The organism is Thermostichus vulcanus str. 'Rupite', assembly GCF_022848905.1.
Classification (GTDB): domain Bacteria; phylum Cyanobacteriota; class Cyanobacteriia; order Thermostichales; family Thermostichaceae; genus Thermostichus; species Thermostichus vulcanus_A.
Map to the genome: position 1 here is coordinate 54,428 of NZ_JAFIRA010000004.1, position 13,679 is coordinate 68,106.

Sequence of the window (13,679 nt, forward strand, 5' to 3'; positions counted from 1 at the left end):
AGTACTGCGACGGATCTTGGTAGATCTACGCCATTTGCCAAGTCGTTTTTCCACACCTACGCATAGCATTAAACGACCAAGTGTTTGAGCAATACTACGCAGACGATGTGGTGATGCAGGAAGCTGATTGGGCTGACCCCAGGGATCCCTGGGGCCCATTTTTTTGGGGAATGCTCCGACCAACCCCCTAAGATAGTCCTAGAGATTGCCCTGCGTTTTCCTTGGGTACCCATGACTGCTTCTCCTGTTGCTGCCCCCACCCTCACCAGTCGCCTAGTGAATGGCCTGCTGTCCATCAAACCTCTGTTTAATTGGGCCAAAGGGCAGGCGCGTACCCTGATGATCAATCGGGCCGCAGAAATTGGTGTGGATTGGTTGGGTCGGGTCAAAACCTTTATGGCAGAAGACCTATCGGCAGAGTTGGCGGCTGTAGAGGATCCGCAGCTGGTTTATCCCGACTATTACCTGCGCCCCTTTCATGCCTATGATGCCGGGAACTTGAGTTGGGAAGCCGCTACTGAAGTGGAAGTGGCTGCCTATGCCGTCCATGCCCGCATTTGGCCGGATGCCGGCGCACAAGGGGATCCCCGTCTGCGTCAGAGCTATCACCAGGTGTTGCAGGAGCGGATCCCGGCCTTACCGCAACGGATTCTGGATTTGGGCTGTAGCGTCGGCATGAGCACCTTTGCCCTGCAGGATCTCTACCCGCAAGCCGAAGTGCTCGGGCTGGATCTTTCCCCTTATTTTTTGGCAGTAGGCAACATTCGAGCCAAGGAGCAACAGCGGCAGGTGCAGTGGATCCATGCCCCGGCAGAGTCCAGTGGCTTACCGGCAGCCAGTTTTGACTTGGTTTCCGCCTGTCTGCTGTTTCACGAGTTGCCCCAGTCAGCAGCCCAGGCCGTTTTGGAAGAGGCCCGTCGTTTGCTCAAGCCCGGTGGCTATTTTGCCCTCATGGATATGAACCCGGCCTCACCAGTGTATGCCCAGATGTCCCCGGCGATTCTCACCCTCCTGAAAAGCACAGAGCCTTACCTGGATCAGTACTTTAGCCTCGACATAGCCCAAACCTTGGAACAAGCGGGGTTCGAAGACATCACCCTGCAACCCAACACGCCTCGCCATCGAGTAATTGTTGCCCGAGCAAGCTGATTTTTATCGTTTGCCCAAACCAAGGGCTTTTTCCACTTGCTTGGCGGCATAGGCCATAGCAAAGCAGAAAATAAAATAGATCACTCCAATGAAGAACAGCACTTCTTTTTGGGTACCCAGCCAGTTGGGATTGGTAAACACCACCCGACCCGCCTGCAACAGATCGATCATGCCGATAATGAACACCAGCGAAGTATCTTTGAAAAGCGTGAGAAACTCATTCACCAACGCCGGTACTGAGGCTCGCAACGCCTGGGGCAGAATAACCAAAGCTGTGATCTGAAAGGGGTTGAGGCCCACGGCTCGTGCCGCTTCCACCTGACCTCGGGATACCGCCTGCAAACCACCGCGCACATCCTCCGCCACATACACCGCCGTGAAGAGGATGAAGGCCACCTCAGCCCGGATGATCAGGTTGACAGTGATCCCCCCCAAAAAGAAAGGCACCAACAGCCAGGCAGCGAACAAAATGGTGGTTAAGGGAACACCCCGAATGAGTTCGATCAACAAGGTACAGAAAATCCTAACCACCGGCAGCGCGTGATTGGCTCGCCCCAAAGCCAGCAGCACCCCGATGGGAAAGGCAATAATCAAAGCTGCCGCTGCCAACATCAAAGTCAGCAACAAACCGGACAGTTGTTCGGCCCGAACCCCTGGCAAATTGGGGGTAAGGGTGCCCAGCAGCAACTCCAAACAAATCGGCAGCACCAAAGCCCAGACCAATATGGAAGCCAACCGCCAAGACGCTCGGCCCCGACTGATGGCAATGGCGGCAAAGGTCACCCCAGCACAACCCGCCAACCACCCCTGGGATTGTTCCCCCAAGGGCAATAGGGCTGCCAACCCCATGCAGGCTCCCAAACCGATCATGTACTGCAACAGCACTCCACCCCAGGCTCCAGCTGCCACACCCAAGGTGGCCAACACAATACCCAATACCACCCATACTCGCCACAGTTGCGACTGCGGATAAGTGCCACTGGCAAAGATTTTCAGGTTAGCTGGGATCACTGCCCAATTGGCTTGGGTAAAGGCCCAGTTCCAGAAGAGGGAGAGCGCCCAGACCAGCACCAAACCAGAGACCAGGGTCAGTAGGGTGCTGAACCAAGAGTCGAACAGGTTACGGCGCACCCAAGCGACAGGACTGAGCTTTTCTTGAGGGGGCAACCTATTCTCTTCGGCAAGGGAAGTCGATACGCTGCTGGCCATGGGTTATCGCTCCACCAATTTGACACGGGCATTGATCCAGTTCATACCGTAGGAGACCACTAGGTTTATGGCGAGGTAGGTGGCCATGATGATGGCAAACATTTCCACCGAGCGCCCCGACTGGTTGATGATGGTGCTGCTGATGTTAAACAGGTCGGAAAAGCCAACCGCAATCGCCAAGCTGGAGTTCTTGATCAGGGTGAGATACTGGGTATTCAAGGACGGGATCATGATCCGCAGCGCCTGCGGCACGATCACCAGCTGAAAGGTGCTCAATTCTGTTAGGCCAATCGCTCGAGAGGCCTCCCACTGACCCCGCTGCACCGCCAAGAAGGATCCCCGTACCACCTCGGCAATGTAGCAGCCGGTGTAGGTGACCAAACCCAGCAACATGGCGGTAAACTCTGCCGAAAGTTGGGTTCCACCCCGGAAGTTAAAGCGATCCAGCACTGGAACATCCACTCGCAATGGCGGCTCGGGGAAAAGAATCCAACAGGCGACCGCCAGCAGCAGCACCCCTAACCCTATCAAGCTGTTTCGCTGGATTGGTCCCACATCCGGGCGGCGGGCCAAGAGCAGTTTGCGGATCCCCCAAGCGGCTCCGGCCAAGATGACGACTGTCGGGATCAGCCACCCACTGGGATCCAAACTGGGTAGGTTAATCCCCCGCTGACTGATGAAGAAAAAGCCCCCAATCGAGTAGCTGTTGCGGACTGCGGGCAACGTCAGGATCACCCCTTGGTACCAGAAGATGACGATCAGCAGCACCGGGACATTGCGAAAGATCTCGGTGATGACTGTGGCCAATTGACGGGCTAGCCAGTTGCTGGAGAGGCGAGCCACCCCCAAGATCATCCCCATCACTGTCGCCAACACAATGCTGATGGAGGATAGCCAAAGGGTATTCACCACCCCGACTACAAAAGCCTTTAGGTAGCTCTCCGAGGGGTCATAAGGGATCCCTTCGGTGATGCCAAAGTTGGCGGAATTGCCCAAAAAGCGAAACCCAAAGGTTATCCCCAAGCGGCGCAGGCTACTGGTCAGGTTCTGGGTAAGGATCCCGAACACCACCAGCACTGCAATGACAAAAGCCACTTGCAAGAGAATTTTGAGGATACGTTCGTCTCGCCACCAGGTGGGCTGAATATGGGGTTGGCTGGAAAGAGAAGTCATGGGTCTCTAGGCAGTCCAAACAGACAAGTCCAAACAAGTCCAAAAGATGCTAGGAGAAAGCTCTACTTTTCCCCCAAGGGATCCCCATCCAGTCTGTGCCAGACGGGATCCCTGTTTTGGAGGTCAGATCAGCAGCATGGGAGCTGGGTTCCGAATTAGCGGAAGGGAGGCGCGTACTGGATCCCACCCTGGGTATAGGGCTGGTTCAAGCCACGAGCTACTCCCAAGGGAGTCAGATGGCGATCGAAGATCTCACCATAGTTGCCGACTGCCTTGATCACGTTGACCGTCCAATCCGGTTCCAACCCCAGCAATTCCCCTAGGTTGCCATCTTGGCCCAGAAACCGCCGGATATCGGGATCCTCAGAGCTGAGGAACTCCTCGACATTGGCGCTGGTAATCCCCTTTTCTTCTGCGTAGAAGAGGGCGTAGACTGTCCAGTTCATGATGTCGGAAAAGCTCTCATCCCCTTGCGACACCAACGGTCCCAAGGGTTCTTTGGAGATCACTTCCTCTAGGATGACGTGATCATCAGGGTTTTGCAGGGTTGCCCGGCGAGAGATCAACGCACTTTGGTCGGAGGTGATGGCATCACAGCGTCCTTCTTCATAGGCATTGAAGGAGGAATCGTCCCCATCAAAAGTCACCGGCGTAAAGGCAATGCCGCGAGCCCGGAAGGTATCCGCCAGGTTTAGCTCCGTGGTGGTACCGGCAATCACACAGATGGTGGCTCCATCCAAGTCTGCCAGATCTTCAACTCCCAACTCCTTCTTCACCATGAACCCTTGGCCATCGTAGTAGGTGGTGGGGCCAAAGGTGACTGCCCATTCCCGGTCACGAGTTAGGGTCCAGGTGGTGTTGCGGCTCATAATGTCCACTTCGCCAGACTGCATTGCCGACTGACGGTTGGCAGCCGTGAGATAGACATATTGAATTTTGTCCGGATCCCCGAAAAGGGCAGCAGCGACAGCGCGGCAAATGTCGATGTCGAAGCCGACGTAGTTTCCATTTTCATCAATGTTGCCAAACCCCGGTAGCTGGTTATTCACACCACAGATCAGCTCGCCCCGAGCTTTCACCCGATCAGTAATCGGCCCTATCTGGGCTTGGGCAGGAATCGACTGCACACCCATGGATACAGCCAAAGCTCCGGCCAGGAGAGCCAACCCGTTTAATTGCTTCATCAATTTCATAGAATGACCTCATGCAGAATTACGTAAGGCTACTAAAACCTGTCCTTTGCAAAAAGCCTCACACGTTAGGGTGTGTAGCAATGTTACAAAGACTACGGTTATTGCTTAGCTAGTTCTGCAATGGTACCAATGCTTGCTTTCATGAAGGAGAGCTCACCTGCCCATGGAACGATCCTCGCGTGTTATGTCTTCAACCCCTCCAGAAACCACATCCAGCACCGATATCATCCAATGTGAAGATGTTCACAAGTGGTACGGTGAGTTTCACGTTCTCAAGGGCATTACCACCAGCATCCGGCGGGGGGAAGTGGTGGTGGTCTGTGGCCCCTCGGGGTCGGGGAAATCCACCTTCATCCGCACCATCAACCGTTTGGAGGAGCATCAGCAGGGCCGCATCATTGTCGATGGCATTGAGCTGACCAATGACCTGCGCAATATCGATGCCATTCGCCGGGAAGTGGGGATGGTGTTTCAACAGTTCAACCTGTTTCCCCATTTAACAGTTTTACAAAATGTAACACTCGGCCCAATTCATGTGAAGAAAATGAAAAAGGTCGAGGCGATCGAACGGGCGATGGAGTTACTCAACCGGGTTGGGATTGCCGAGCAAGCGGAAAAATATCCTGGGCAACTATCAGGGGGGCAGCAGCAACGGGTAGCGATCGCCCGCGCTTTGGCCATGAGTCCGGCGGTAATGCTTTTTGATGAACCCACTTCTGCTTTGGATCCGGAGATGATCAAAGAAGTGCTGGATGTGATGCGGGAGCTGGCTCAGTCGGGAATGACAATGGTATGTGTCACCCATGAAATGGGTTTTGCCCGTGAGGTGGCGGATCGGATTATCTTCTTCGACCGAGGCAAAATCGTTGAAGAAAATACCCCATACGAGTTTTTCAATAACCCTAGGGAGGAGCGCTCCCGCCTGTTCCTGTCGCAAATTCTTTCCCACTAGAGGGGTGTAAGTCGTGCCAGAAAGGCCCCCTCGGGATCTTGATAGATAATTTGTCCTTGCCAACCGGCGGATTGGGCATGCTGTAGGAGCGTTTCCGGATCCACGAACAACCAGGGAATGGGATCCCCTCGCTGCCCCTGATACTCTGGGGTAAATTGCACCACCCTTGCTGGGGGGTCGGTTTCGTCTGCAGATCCATCGACTTCCGCCAGTTCATCCACGGGATCCCCTAGGTCGGTGGAATCTAGGAGAAGCTGCCCGGTCGGTTGAATCCAATCCTGAGCCAAGGTTAAAAATCGATCCAGCCCCGCCAGGGATCCGACTAAGCCAAGGCCATTCATCAGCATCAGCAGCGTGTCGAAGCGAAATTCCGGCCCTGCCCATTGAAAAATATCCGCCTCAACCAGGTGACGGATCCCGCGTTCTTCCATGATCTGGAGGGCGACTGGCGAGCGATCCAGAGCCCAAACAGATAGCCCCCGTTCCTGCAGCAACAAGGCGTGACGACCCGTCCCCGCCCCAATATCCAGCACCCGTCCACGGCACAGATCCAGGGCCAAGGCTTCCGTTTCCGGCAATTCCGGGGTAAAAAACACCTCCGCTGAAATCCGCTGGGCCTCTTCGATCGGGATCCCGTCGGGGGAGTGAGCATGCATCAAAATAGGCCCCTGGGGCTGCCCCCGATGCCAATCCCATAGCGCCTGATCCAAGGGATCCCAACCTTGATTTTTTCCGGTAGCCTCTATCATGGTAGAGAACGCTAGAACGTTGACCCGATGGCGATCATCGCATTTCTCTACGCTGCTGCTCTTGTGCTTTTGCTGACCGGATTGGTGGTTTGGGCCACCTCCAAAGCTCAGCGGGTCAGCCTGGATGCTCTGGAATCTACCGTGCCCACCCGCACCACACCGGAGGAAAGCGCTGAAGTTCCACCTGCTTCCATTTTGGAACAGCTCGAGCGTCAGTATCGCAACAGCCCCTCCTACAATGCCGATCCCTGAGGTTTTCACGGGATCCCTCTTGTTTGTTCCGATTCCTTTTTTGGATTCATGGCTGCCAAATCCCCGCCGCCCATCGTCTATATCACTTTGGGTCTGCTGTTAATCGGTGGGGGGTACTACGGGGTACGCTCCGGGCGCATCCGCTGGCCTGAGACACTTTCGTTACCTCAAGTTCAGCTGCCAGGTTTGGGGGGAGGGTCGAGTCCGGGGGTAAGAACCGGATCCCTAACCCTTAGCAGTGGCGAACGCAGCCTGTTTGCCGATAGCCGACCGACGACGACAGCCGCCGCCGAGCTATTGCGCCAAGGGAACCTGGCCGCCGCCATTCCGGTGTTGGAGACGGCTCTGCAGAACTACCGCAACGACCCAGAAGCGCGCATTTTCTTGAACAATGCCCGTGCCCAACAGCAGAGGGATCCCCTCAGCATCGCCGTGGTGGTGCCCATTTCCAGCAACCCTGACCGCGCCAAGGAAACCCTGCGGGGGGTGGCCCAAGCCCAGGAGGATTTTGCCCGTCGCGGAGGATTCGGAGGGCGGCTGTTGCGGGTGGTGATTGCCGATGATGGGGACAATCCCGAGCAGGCTGCCGCAGTAGCCAGAGCCTTGGTGAACCAACCGGAGATTCTCGGGGTGGTGGGCCACAACGCCAGTGATGCCACAATCGCTGCCGCCGCTGTTTATCAGGCCGCCGGGCTAGCGATGATCTCCTCCACCTCCACCAGCACTCAAATCAGCACCCTAGGCAATGCGATTTTCCGCACGGTGCCCTCCGACCAAATTGCCGGTACCCAATTGGCCCGCTATGCCCTAAATACCTTGCGCTTGCAACGGGCGGCGATTTTTTACAATCCCAACAGCGCCTATAGCTCCAGCTTGCGCAATGCCTTTGCCACCACCCTAGCCAGTGAAGGGGGACAGATCACCACCGAGTTTGATCTATCCGCCCCCGACTTCAACCCCCAGTCCAGCCTCAGAATGGCGGTGAACCAGGGAGCTGAGTTGGCTTTTTTGGCTCCAACCGCCGCAGTGGCACCCCAAGCTTTGGCCTTGGCCCAGGAAAATGCCCTCCAGGAAGGCCCTCTTACCCTCTTGGGGGGAGATGTGCTGTTTAGCTTCAACACGCTGCAACAGGGAGGGGCCACAGTGGAGGGCCTGGTGGTGGCGGTACCCTGGCACCCGGAGATCCCCCGTAACCGCGACTTTGCCCAGGCAGCAGCGCAGCTGTGGGGGGGGCAGGTCAATTGGCGGACGGCTTTGGCCTACGATGCCACCCATGCCTTTTTGCAGGCCTTTAGCTTCGGCTCCACCAACCGCAGTGCAGTCCTCGCCCGTTTGGGTGATCCAAACTTTCTAGTCCAAGACGGGGCTTCTGGGCAGGTGCGCTTTTTGCCCTCCGGCGACCGCGATGCCCCGAACGTGCTGGTGCGCGTTGAACGGGGGAATCGCTCCGGCACAGGTTACGATTTTGTGCCGCTCCCCTAGGGCTCCCGGCAAACGCTACAGTGGGTGGTGCTCTGGACTCGACGGATCCCCATGCCCAGCCCGATTACAGCCCGCTTTCAAGACCTGCGCAACCGAGGAGAAACAGCCCTTATCCCCTACATCACCGCTGGGGATCCCGATCTATCGACCACCTTTGCAGCCTTGCAGGTTTTGGATCAAAACGGTGCAGACCTGATCGAGCTGGGGGTGCCCTATTCGGATCCCTTGGCGGATGGCCCGGTCATTCAAGCGGCAGCCACCCGTGCCCTTAACCGCGGGGTTACCTTGCGTGCCATTTTGCAGGGTTTGAGTCAGCTTGCTTTGCAAGCTCCCCTCATCCTGTTCACCTACTACAACCCCATCCACCAAATTGGGATCCCGAAATTTATGCAACAACTGCGAACAGCAGGTTGTGCCGGCTTGGTGGTGCCGGATCTGCCTCTGGAAGAAGCCGAACCCTTGCGACAGGCAGCCCAAGCTGAACAGATGGATCTGATCCTGCTGGTGGCCCCAACCAGCCCTGTGGAGCGGATGCACCAGATTGCCCAGCATTCCAGCGGCTTTATCTATCTGGTCAGTACCACCGGCGTGACCGGACAACGGGCTACCCTAGCGGAGCGGATCCCGACCTTGTTGCAGCAGCTGCGCCAACAAACTCCCTTGCCCATTGGGGTAGGCTTTGGCATCTCCAGTCCGGAACAAGCCCGCCAAATCGCTCTTTGGGGAGCAGATGCCGCCATCGTCGGCAGTGCCTTTGTGCAGCGTCTGGCGCAGGCAGCTACTCCGGCCCAAGGGTTACAACAGATCGGCCAGTTCTGTCGGGAGCTGAAAGCGGCCCTTCAGGATACGGCAAAGGTTTAGATCGACTCAGGGGATCCCGCACTCAGTTTGCCCAAACCTTAAAACAAATGTTTACAATTCGCAAGCCCAACGCCCTCAAGATAGCCTTCTTTTTGCCGCCTAAAGCCTATGAACCTCAAGCAGAGCAGAGATTTTGACGGTTATCTTTTTGTAAATCTTCACAAAACACTCATCCATCCCACGCTATAAAATTAACCTGGATGCTCGGCTGTCTGAAAGTCGCAGAAGTTCTTGACCTGTCTAAAAATTTAGGGTTTCGGTGGGGGTAGATTTTGATCGAGCCTGCTGCCACAGGATCCCTGGTTTTTGGAGGGCAAAGGGGATCCCTCATCCACGTCCATCTGGGATCCGGCTTCTGAGAAGTCCAGCCAGTCGCTCATTCGGTTTTTGGAAAGACCAGAAGGAGATCAATCATGCAAGACGCCTTTACCCGGGTGATTGCTCAGGCAGATACACGCGGTGCTTTTTTAAGTGATCAAGAGTTTGACCGTTTGGCCGCTTTGGTGGCTGAAGGCAACAAGCGCCTCGACACCGTGAACCGCATTACCAGCAATGCAGCACAAATCGTGTCCAATGCAGCCCGTTCTTTGTTTGCTCAGGAGCCTGATCTGATCGCTCCCGGTGGCAATGCTTACACCAACCGTCGCATGGCCGCTTGCTTGCGCGATATGGAAATCATCCTGCGCTACATCAGCTATGCCACTTTGGCCGGTGACAGCTCCGTGCTGGAGGATCGCTGCTTGAATGGCCTACGGGAAACCTACATTGCTCTGGGCGTGCCTGCCACCTCTGTGGCCAACGGTATTGCTGCCATGAAGAAAGAGGCCTTGGCCAAGATCATGGATCCGGCAGGGATTACCCCCGGCGACTGCTCTGCATTGCAAAGCGAAGTAGCCAGCTACTTTGACAAAGCTGCCGCTGCCATTGTTTGAGTTTTGGGTGAAGGCCAGTTTGGCCATCCCTGAGGGCTCTTTGATCCATGTCTTTTTCTGGTGAGGGCAAGGGCTGAAGTGGGATCCCATCCCTAGGATCAGTTTTTCCCTACAGAAACTTCGTTAACAACAGAACCGATTTAATTCAGGAGTTGCAAGGTGAAAACCGTCATCACTGAAGCGATTGCTTCCGCTGACAACCAAGGGCGTTTCCTCAATGCCAGCGAATTGCAGTCCGTGTATGGGCGTTACCAACGTGCTGCCGCCTCCCTCGAAGCTGCCCGCGTCTTGACCAGCAACCAGCAAACCCTGGTGCGGGAAGCTGTGCAGGAAGTGTTCAAGAAGTACCCCTACTTGACCCAGCCTGGCGAAATGGGCCATGGCGATGTCTTCCAAGCCAAGTGTGCCCGTGACATTGGCTACTATCTCCGTTTCATCACCTACTCGTTGGTTGCGGGTGGTACTGGCCCCCTTGATGAGTACTTGGTGGCTGGGCTGCGGGAAGTGAACCGCTCCTTCAACCTCTCCCCCAGCTGGTACATCGTGGCTCTGCAGTACATCAAGGGTCGTGCCTTGGGCATGCTGAGCGGCCAAGCGGCGAACGAAGCCACCATTTACTTCGATTACGCCATTAACGCCCTTAGCTAAGGGATCCCATTGGTAGAGATCCCTGCTTTTCAGGCGTGGGTGATCTCTTTCTTCGTCTTCCAAATGGAGCAGGCGGTGGCTCAGGTCTTTCTGGGTTGTCTGTTCTCAAGTCGTTCCATCGACTCGGGCGCACTGGGGGGGACTGGATCGATCTTCTCGGATCTCGAGTTTCTGCCGTCCGTCTGCTCTCTACACTGTGTTCTGGGCCGCTCCCTGGAGGTAGAGGTTCGGGGATTCCAGAGAAGTCCGTTGGATTTGTCTAGGGTCCGGATCTCCGCCCAGAACCGCCGTTCCTAACAGAATCCATCTTGGGGAAAGCGATGTTTGGTCAAAGCACCACCAGTCCTGAAACCCTGACTGAGGCGGGCAGCCGGGTTTACAAAATTGAGTACACTGGCTTGCTCAACCCTCCCGATGCTCTGGCGACCTCCGACAAGGTTCGCCGCAGTACGGTCAGCGCCACCGTTCCTTATGCTCGCCTATCGGCTGAGATGCAACGCATTTTGCGGATGGGGGGCAAAATTGTGCGTGTCGCTGCGATATCCGGAACCAGTGCGGCTCCTGCTCAGAGCAACGGTGCTGCTGAATAAGGGATCATCCGCTCAGTCGGGGTTCATCAGGTTTCATGAACGGTTCTACAACAGCCCGCATGGCCTCTAACACCGCCGTGTTGCCGCAGCAGCTCACTTGGGAGCAAGCGGTAGCACAGTTGCAGGGGACTGATTTGCAGGATCGTTACTACGCCGCTTGGTATCTGGGTACCGTCCGGGATCCCCGTGGGGTAGAGCCTCTCCTTTTGGCCCTGCAGGATGAGCTGGATCGCACCGCTTTAGGGGGCTATCCGCTGCGTCGCAATGCCGCCAAAGCACTGGGGCAAATTGGGGATGTGCGGGCGTTGCCCGGTTTGGTTGAGGCGCTCACTTGTACGGATCTGCACGTGCGGGAGGAGGCTGCCTACGCCTTGGCCCAATTGCAGGATGGACGGGCTGTGGATCCCTTGCTAGCCCTTTTGCAGGCACCGGAGGTTGAGCAACCTTGGGAAGCGGTAATCGAAGCTTTGGGTCAGCTCAACGCTCGGCAGGCGGAGGAGGCAATTCGCCCCTTTCTCCAGCATGCTTCAGAGCGAGTCCGTTCGGCGGCAGCTTGGGTACTCTATCGGTTTACACAAGCTGAGGCACTCACCCAAATTCTGGCGGAACTGCTGGCCCACCCGAATCCCAGCCTGCGACAGGCGGCACTTTTTGATTTGGCTGAATCCGGTTGGGTCGCAGGAGCAGCGCTGTTGGCAACAGCAGATGTGGCCTTGAATCTGCGCATTAACGCCCTGAAGCGGTTATTTGACGTGGCCCTCCAGTTGGGGCAAGTGCCGCCTTCTCAGGTGGCGGAGTTGATCATCCCGCAACTGGATCGCCTGTTCTAACCCAATGTCTCCACTGCTGATCCTGTTGATCCTGTGTTTTTGGACTTTACTTGACCTATGGCCTCTTTACCTGCTGCTCAAGTGCCTTCTACCGCCGTTGCTCAACTAGCGGCAGAGTTGGAGCAGGCGACTTCTCCCGAAGCATTGCTGCGGGTGGTGAGAGCGCTGGGGGCTTTGGGGCAAGTGGAAGGGATCCCGTTGTTGATCCGGGCTTTTGGATTCAACCGACCTGCGGTGGGAGAAGCCGCCCTTGAAGAGGTGCTGCGCTTTGGGGAGTTGGCGGTCAAGCCGCTCCTAGAGCACATGGATGGCTTTGACTACGGGGCACGGGCCTATTCTGTGCGGGCTTTGGCTCGCATTGGCCATGGGGATGCCTACGGCTTTTTGGTGGAGGCGATTGTGGCAGACTTTGCCCCCAGTGTGCGGCGGGCAGCGGTAAGAGGTCTAGGACGAGTGGCAGCCCGACGGCCTGTATCTGACCAAGAGCAGGCTTTGCTGCTACTCCAACAGTGCTTAAGCGATGCGGATTGGGGAGTCCGTTATGCCGCTGTCGGATCCCTGACGGACTTGGCCCGTTCTGGCCTGCCTGAATTACGCTCTCAAGCCCAGGCTGGGATCCAAACCGCCTTGGCTGATGCAGATCGCTTGATCTCCCTCCGTGCCCAGATGAGCCAGCAAGAGTTGGCTGCTGATCCGTAACCTCTGCCCCACTTTGTTTTTCTCGTATCTTCAGGAGCAAAACTCATGTCTCTTCCTTTGCTTGCCGATCGTCCCACCACCCAAAACGAGCGGGTCACCCGCTACTTTGTCCCCAGCGATGAAACTCCACCTGTCTACCGACCTGACGACCCAACGGGAGTGGACAATATTATCCGCGCCGCCTACCGCCAGATTTTCAGCGAGCATCTGATGTTGGAGTCCTTTCGACAGAAGGCACTGGAATCGCAACTGCGCAACGGGGCGATCTCGGTGAAAGAGTTTGTGCGGGGCTTGGGCAAGTCGGAGGTGTACCGGGATCTGGTCATGATCCCCAACGACAACTACCGCTTTATTGAGGTCACCTTCCAGCGCTTCTTGGGCCGGGCCACCTACAGCCAACAGGAGCGCATCAAGTACTCCATCATCATTGCTACCCAGGGACTGAATGGCTTTATTGATGCCGTGGTGGATAGCGAAGAATACAACACCGCCTTTGGAGATGATGTGGTGCCTTATCAGCGCCGTCGCCTCTCTGAGCGCCCTGCTAATCTGGTTACTCCTCGCTATGGAGCCCGTTGGCGGGATGTCTCGGGAGTGAAACGGTCAACGCGGGAAGTGGTGCGTACCTATCGCCTCACCCGTCCTCCCAAACCGGGAGAGCCGGAAAATTTCCTCAACATGGCGCGTATGCTAAATCCTAAGCCTGCCCCCCGCCAGAACATCAGTGTGTTTGACCTGAAGATTCCAGACATGACCACCAGCCGTCGCTAGACATGGGGACTGGGTCTCTCTCAAGCCAATACCTGAAGGGATCCCCGCTAGATTGGATATCTAGCTGAAGAATAAATGCAGACCGATCGATCCGAAGCCTTTCGGGAGGGTCGGTTTGTTGTTCTGGGAATTTGCGGATCTCAGTCCCTGTCAGTCCCTGCAGTAGGATTCGTTATAATCCTGGTGACG

General features: G+C 56.2%; 16 protein-coding genes. 11 read left to right on the forward strand and 5 right to left on the reverse strand.

Annotated features, from left to right (window positions below; all coding sequences use genetic code 11):
* Nucleotides 1-231 precede the first annotated feature (231 nt).
* A complete protein-coding gene (locus JX360_RS02875) occupies nt 232-1,149 on the forward strand; it encodes a class I SAM-dependent methyltransferase (protein ID WP_244349071.1) in 918 nt (305 codons plus the stop codon).
* Between the two features lie 3 nt (nt 1,150-1,152).
* Here JX360_RS02875 and JX360_RS02880 read toward each other — a convergent pair whose 3' ends face one another.
* The 3 genes from JX360_RS02880 to JX360_RS02890 all read right to left on the reverse strand — a co-directional run bounded on the left by JX360_RS02880 (nt 1,153) and on the right by JX360_RS02890 (nt 4,724).
* On the reverse strand, nt 1,153-2,358 hold the full coding sequence (locus JX360_RS02880) for an amino acid ABC transporter permease (protein ID WP_244349072.1): 1,206 nt from the start codon (nt 2,356-2,358) through the stop codon (nt 1,153-1,155).
* A 3-nt stretch (nt 2,359-2,361) separates the two neighbouring features.
* The gene (locus JX360_RS02885; RefSeq protein ID WP_244349073.1) at nt 2,362-3,531 is read right to left on the reverse strand and encodes an amino acid ABC transporter permease; all 1,170 of its coding nucleotides are present in this window, start codon (nt 3,529-3,531) and stop codon (nt 2,362-2,364) included.
* Between the two features lie 155 nt (nt 3,532-3,686).
* Nucleotides 3,687-4,724: an amino acid ABC transporter substrate-binding protein gene (locus JX360_RS02890; protein WP_244349074.1), complete on the reverse strand. Its 1,038-nt coding sequence runs from the start codon at nt 4,722-4,724 to the stop codon at nt 3,687-3,689.
* A gap of 184 nt (nt 4,725-4,908) precedes the next feature.
* Here JX360_RS02890 and JX360_RS02895 point away from each other — a divergent pair, with 184 nt between their 5' ends.
* Nucleotides 4,909-5,676 carry an amino acid ABC transporter ATP-binding protein gene (locus tag JX360_RS02895; protein ID WP_279611196.1) on the forward strand — a complete coding sequence of 256 codons (768 nt, stop codon included), beginning with the start codon at nt 4,909-4,911 and terminating at the stop codon, nt 5,674-5,676.
* On the opposite strand, the gene JX360_RS02900 is transcribed toward JX360_RS02895, so the two are convergent.
* A complete protein-coding gene (locus JX360_RS02900) occupies nt 5,673-6,425 on the reverse strand; it encodes a class I SAM-dependent methyltransferase (RefSeq protein ID WP_244349075.1) in 753 nt (250 codons plus the stop codon). The two genes, JX360_RS02895 and JX360_RS02900, sit on opposite strands and share 4 nt — an antisense overlap.
* Before the next feature lie 27 nt (nt 6,426-6,452).
* Between JX360_RS02900 and JX360_RS02905 the strand changes: the two genes are divergently transcribed.
* The 3 genes from JX360_RS02905 to trpA are packed head-to-tail and all read left to right on the forward strand — an operon-like array spanning nt 6,453 to nt 9,020.
* Entirely contained in the window at nt 6,453-6,677 is a 225-nt protein-coding gene (locus tag JX360_RS02905) for a hypothetical protein (protein ID WP_244349076.1), read from the forward strand.
* 48 nt (nt 6,678-6,725) lie between these two features.
* Nucleotides 6,726-8,159, forward strand: coding sequence for an ABC transporter substrate-binding protein (locus tag JX360_RS02910; RefSeq protein WP_244349077.1), 1,434 nt, complete (start codon nt 6,726-6,728; stop codon nt 8,157-8,159).
* 51 nt (nt 8,160-8,210) lie between these two features.
* Nucleotides 8,211-9,020 carry a tryptophan synthase subunit alpha gene (trpA, locus tag JX360_RS02915; RefSeq protein WP_244349078.1) on the forward strand — a complete coding sequence of 270 codons (810 nt, stop codon included), beginning with the start codon at nt 8,211-8,213 and terminating at the stop codon, nt 9,018-9,020.
* Nucleotides 9,021-9,268: 248 nt separating this feature from the next.
* Here trpA and JX360_RS17435 read toward each other — a convergent pair whose 3' ends face one another.
* Entirely contained in the window at nt 9,269-9,400 is a 132-nt protein-coding gene (locus JX360_RS17435; RefSeq protein ID WP_279611197.1) for a hypothetical protein, read from the reverse strand.
* A 33-nt stretch (nt 9,401-9,433) separates the two neighbouring features.
* Here JX360_RS17435 and JX360_RS02920 point away from each other — a divergent pair, with 33 nt between their 5' ends.
* From JX360_RS02920 to JX360_RS02945, 6 genes are all read left to right on the forward strand, one after another.
* Nucleotides 9,434-9,952 carry a phycocyanin subunit beta gene (locus tag JX360_RS02920; RefSeq protein ID WP_235278416.1) on the forward strand — a complete coding sequence of 173 codons (519 nt, stop codon included), beginning with the start codon at nt 9,434-9,436 and terminating at the stop codon, nt 9,950-9,952.
* Nucleotides 9,953-10,111: 159 nt separating this feature from the next.
* Nucleotides 10,112-10,600, forward strand: a complete 489-nt coding sequence (locus JX360_RS02925; protein WP_244349079.1) for a globin family protein — start codon at nt 10,112-10,114, stop codon at nt 10,598-10,600.
* A 320-nt stretch (nt 10,601-10,920) separates the two neighbouring features.
* Nucleotides 10,921-11,190: a phycobilisome linker polypeptide gene (locus JX360_RS02930; RefSeq protein ID WP_244349080.1), complete on the forward strand. Its 270-nt coding sequence runs from the start codon at nt 10,921-10,923 to the stop codon at nt 11,188-11,190.
* 35 nt (nt 11,191-11,225) lie between these two features.
* Nucleotides 11,226-12,020: a HEAT repeat domain-containing protein gene (locus JX360_RS02935; protein ID WP_244349081.1), complete on the forward strand. Its 795-nt coding sequence runs from the start codon at nt 11,226-11,228 to the stop codon at nt 12,018-12,020.
* 57 nt (nt 12,021-12,077) lie between these two features.
* On the forward strand, nt 12,078-12,719 hold the full coding sequence (locus JX360_RS02940; RefSeq protein WP_244349082.1) for a HEAT repeat domain-containing protein: 642 nt from the start codon (nt 12,078-12,080) through the stop codon (nt 12,717-12,719).
* Between the two features lie 45 nt (nt 12,720-12,764).
* On the forward strand, nt 12,765-13,490 hold the full coding sequence (locus JX360_RS02945; protein ID WP_244349083.1) for a phycobilisome rod-core linker polypeptide: 726 nt from the start codon (nt 12,765-12,767) through the stop codon (nt 13,488-13,490).
* Nucleotides 13,491-13,679 lie beyond the last annotated feature (189 nt).

Bases quoted from the DNA above. Each gene is read 5' to 3' on its own strand.
- JX360_RS02900 (WP_244349075.1), bottom strand. From the start codon at position 6,425: ATGATAGAGGCTACCGGAAAAAATCAAGGTTGGGATCCCTTGGATCAG.
- JX360_RS02905 (WP_244349076.1), top strand. From the start codon at position 6,453: ATGGCGATCATCGCATTTCTCTACGCTGCTGCTCTTGTGCTTTTGCTG.
- JX360_RS02930 (WP_244349080.1), top strand. From the start codon at position 10,921: ATGTTTGGTCAAAGCACCACCAGTCCTGAAACCCTGACTGAGGCGGGC.
- JX360_RS02875 (WP_244349071.1), top strand. From the start codon at position 232: ATGACTGCTTCTCCTGTTGCTGCCCCCACCCTCACCAGTCGCCTAGTG.
- JX360_RS02910 (WP_244349077.1), top strand. From the start codon at position 6,726: ATGGCTGCCAAATCCCCGCCGCCCATCGTCTATATCACTTTGGGTCTG.
- JX360_RS02920 (WP_235278416.1), top strand. From the start codon at position 9,434: ATGCAAGACGCCTTTACCCGGGTGATTGCTCAGGCAGATACACGCGGT.
- JX360_RS02880 (WP_244349072.1), bottom strand. From the start codon at position 2,358: ATGGCCAGCAGCGTATCGACTTCCCTTGCCGAAGAGAATAGGTTGCCC.
- JX360_RS02890 (WP_244349074.1), bottom strand. From the start codon at position 4,724: ATGAAATTGATGAAGCAATTAAACGGGTTGGCTCTCCTGGCCGGAGCT.
- JX360_RS02940 (WP_244349082.1), top strand. From the start codon at position 12,078: ATGGCCTCTTTACCTGCTGCTCAAGTGCCTTCTACCGCCGTTGCTCAA.
- trpA (WP_244349078.1), top strand. From the start codon at position 8,211: ATGCCCAGCCCGATTACAGCCCGCTTTCAAGACCTGCGCAACCGAGGA.
- JX360_RS17435 (WP_279611197.1), bottom strand. From the start codon at position 9,400: ATGAGCGACTGGCTGGACTTCTCAGAAGCCGGATCCCAGATGGACGTG.
- JX360_RS02935 (WP_244349081.1), top strand. From the start codon at position 11,226: ATGAACGGTTCTACAACAGCCCGCATGGCCTCTAACACCGCCGTGTTG.
- JX360_RS02945 (WP_244349083.1), top strand. From the start codon at position 12,765: ATGTCTCTTCCTTTGCTTGCCGATCGTCCCACCACCCAAAACGAGCGG.
- JX360_RS02895 (WP_279611196.1), top strand. From the start codon at position 4,909: ATGTCTTCAACCCCTCCAGAAACCACATCCAGCACCGATATCATCCAA.
- JX360_RS02885 (WP_244349073.1), bottom strand. From the start codon at position 3,531: ATGACTTCTCTTTCCAGCCAACCCCATATTCAGCCCACCTGGTGGCGA.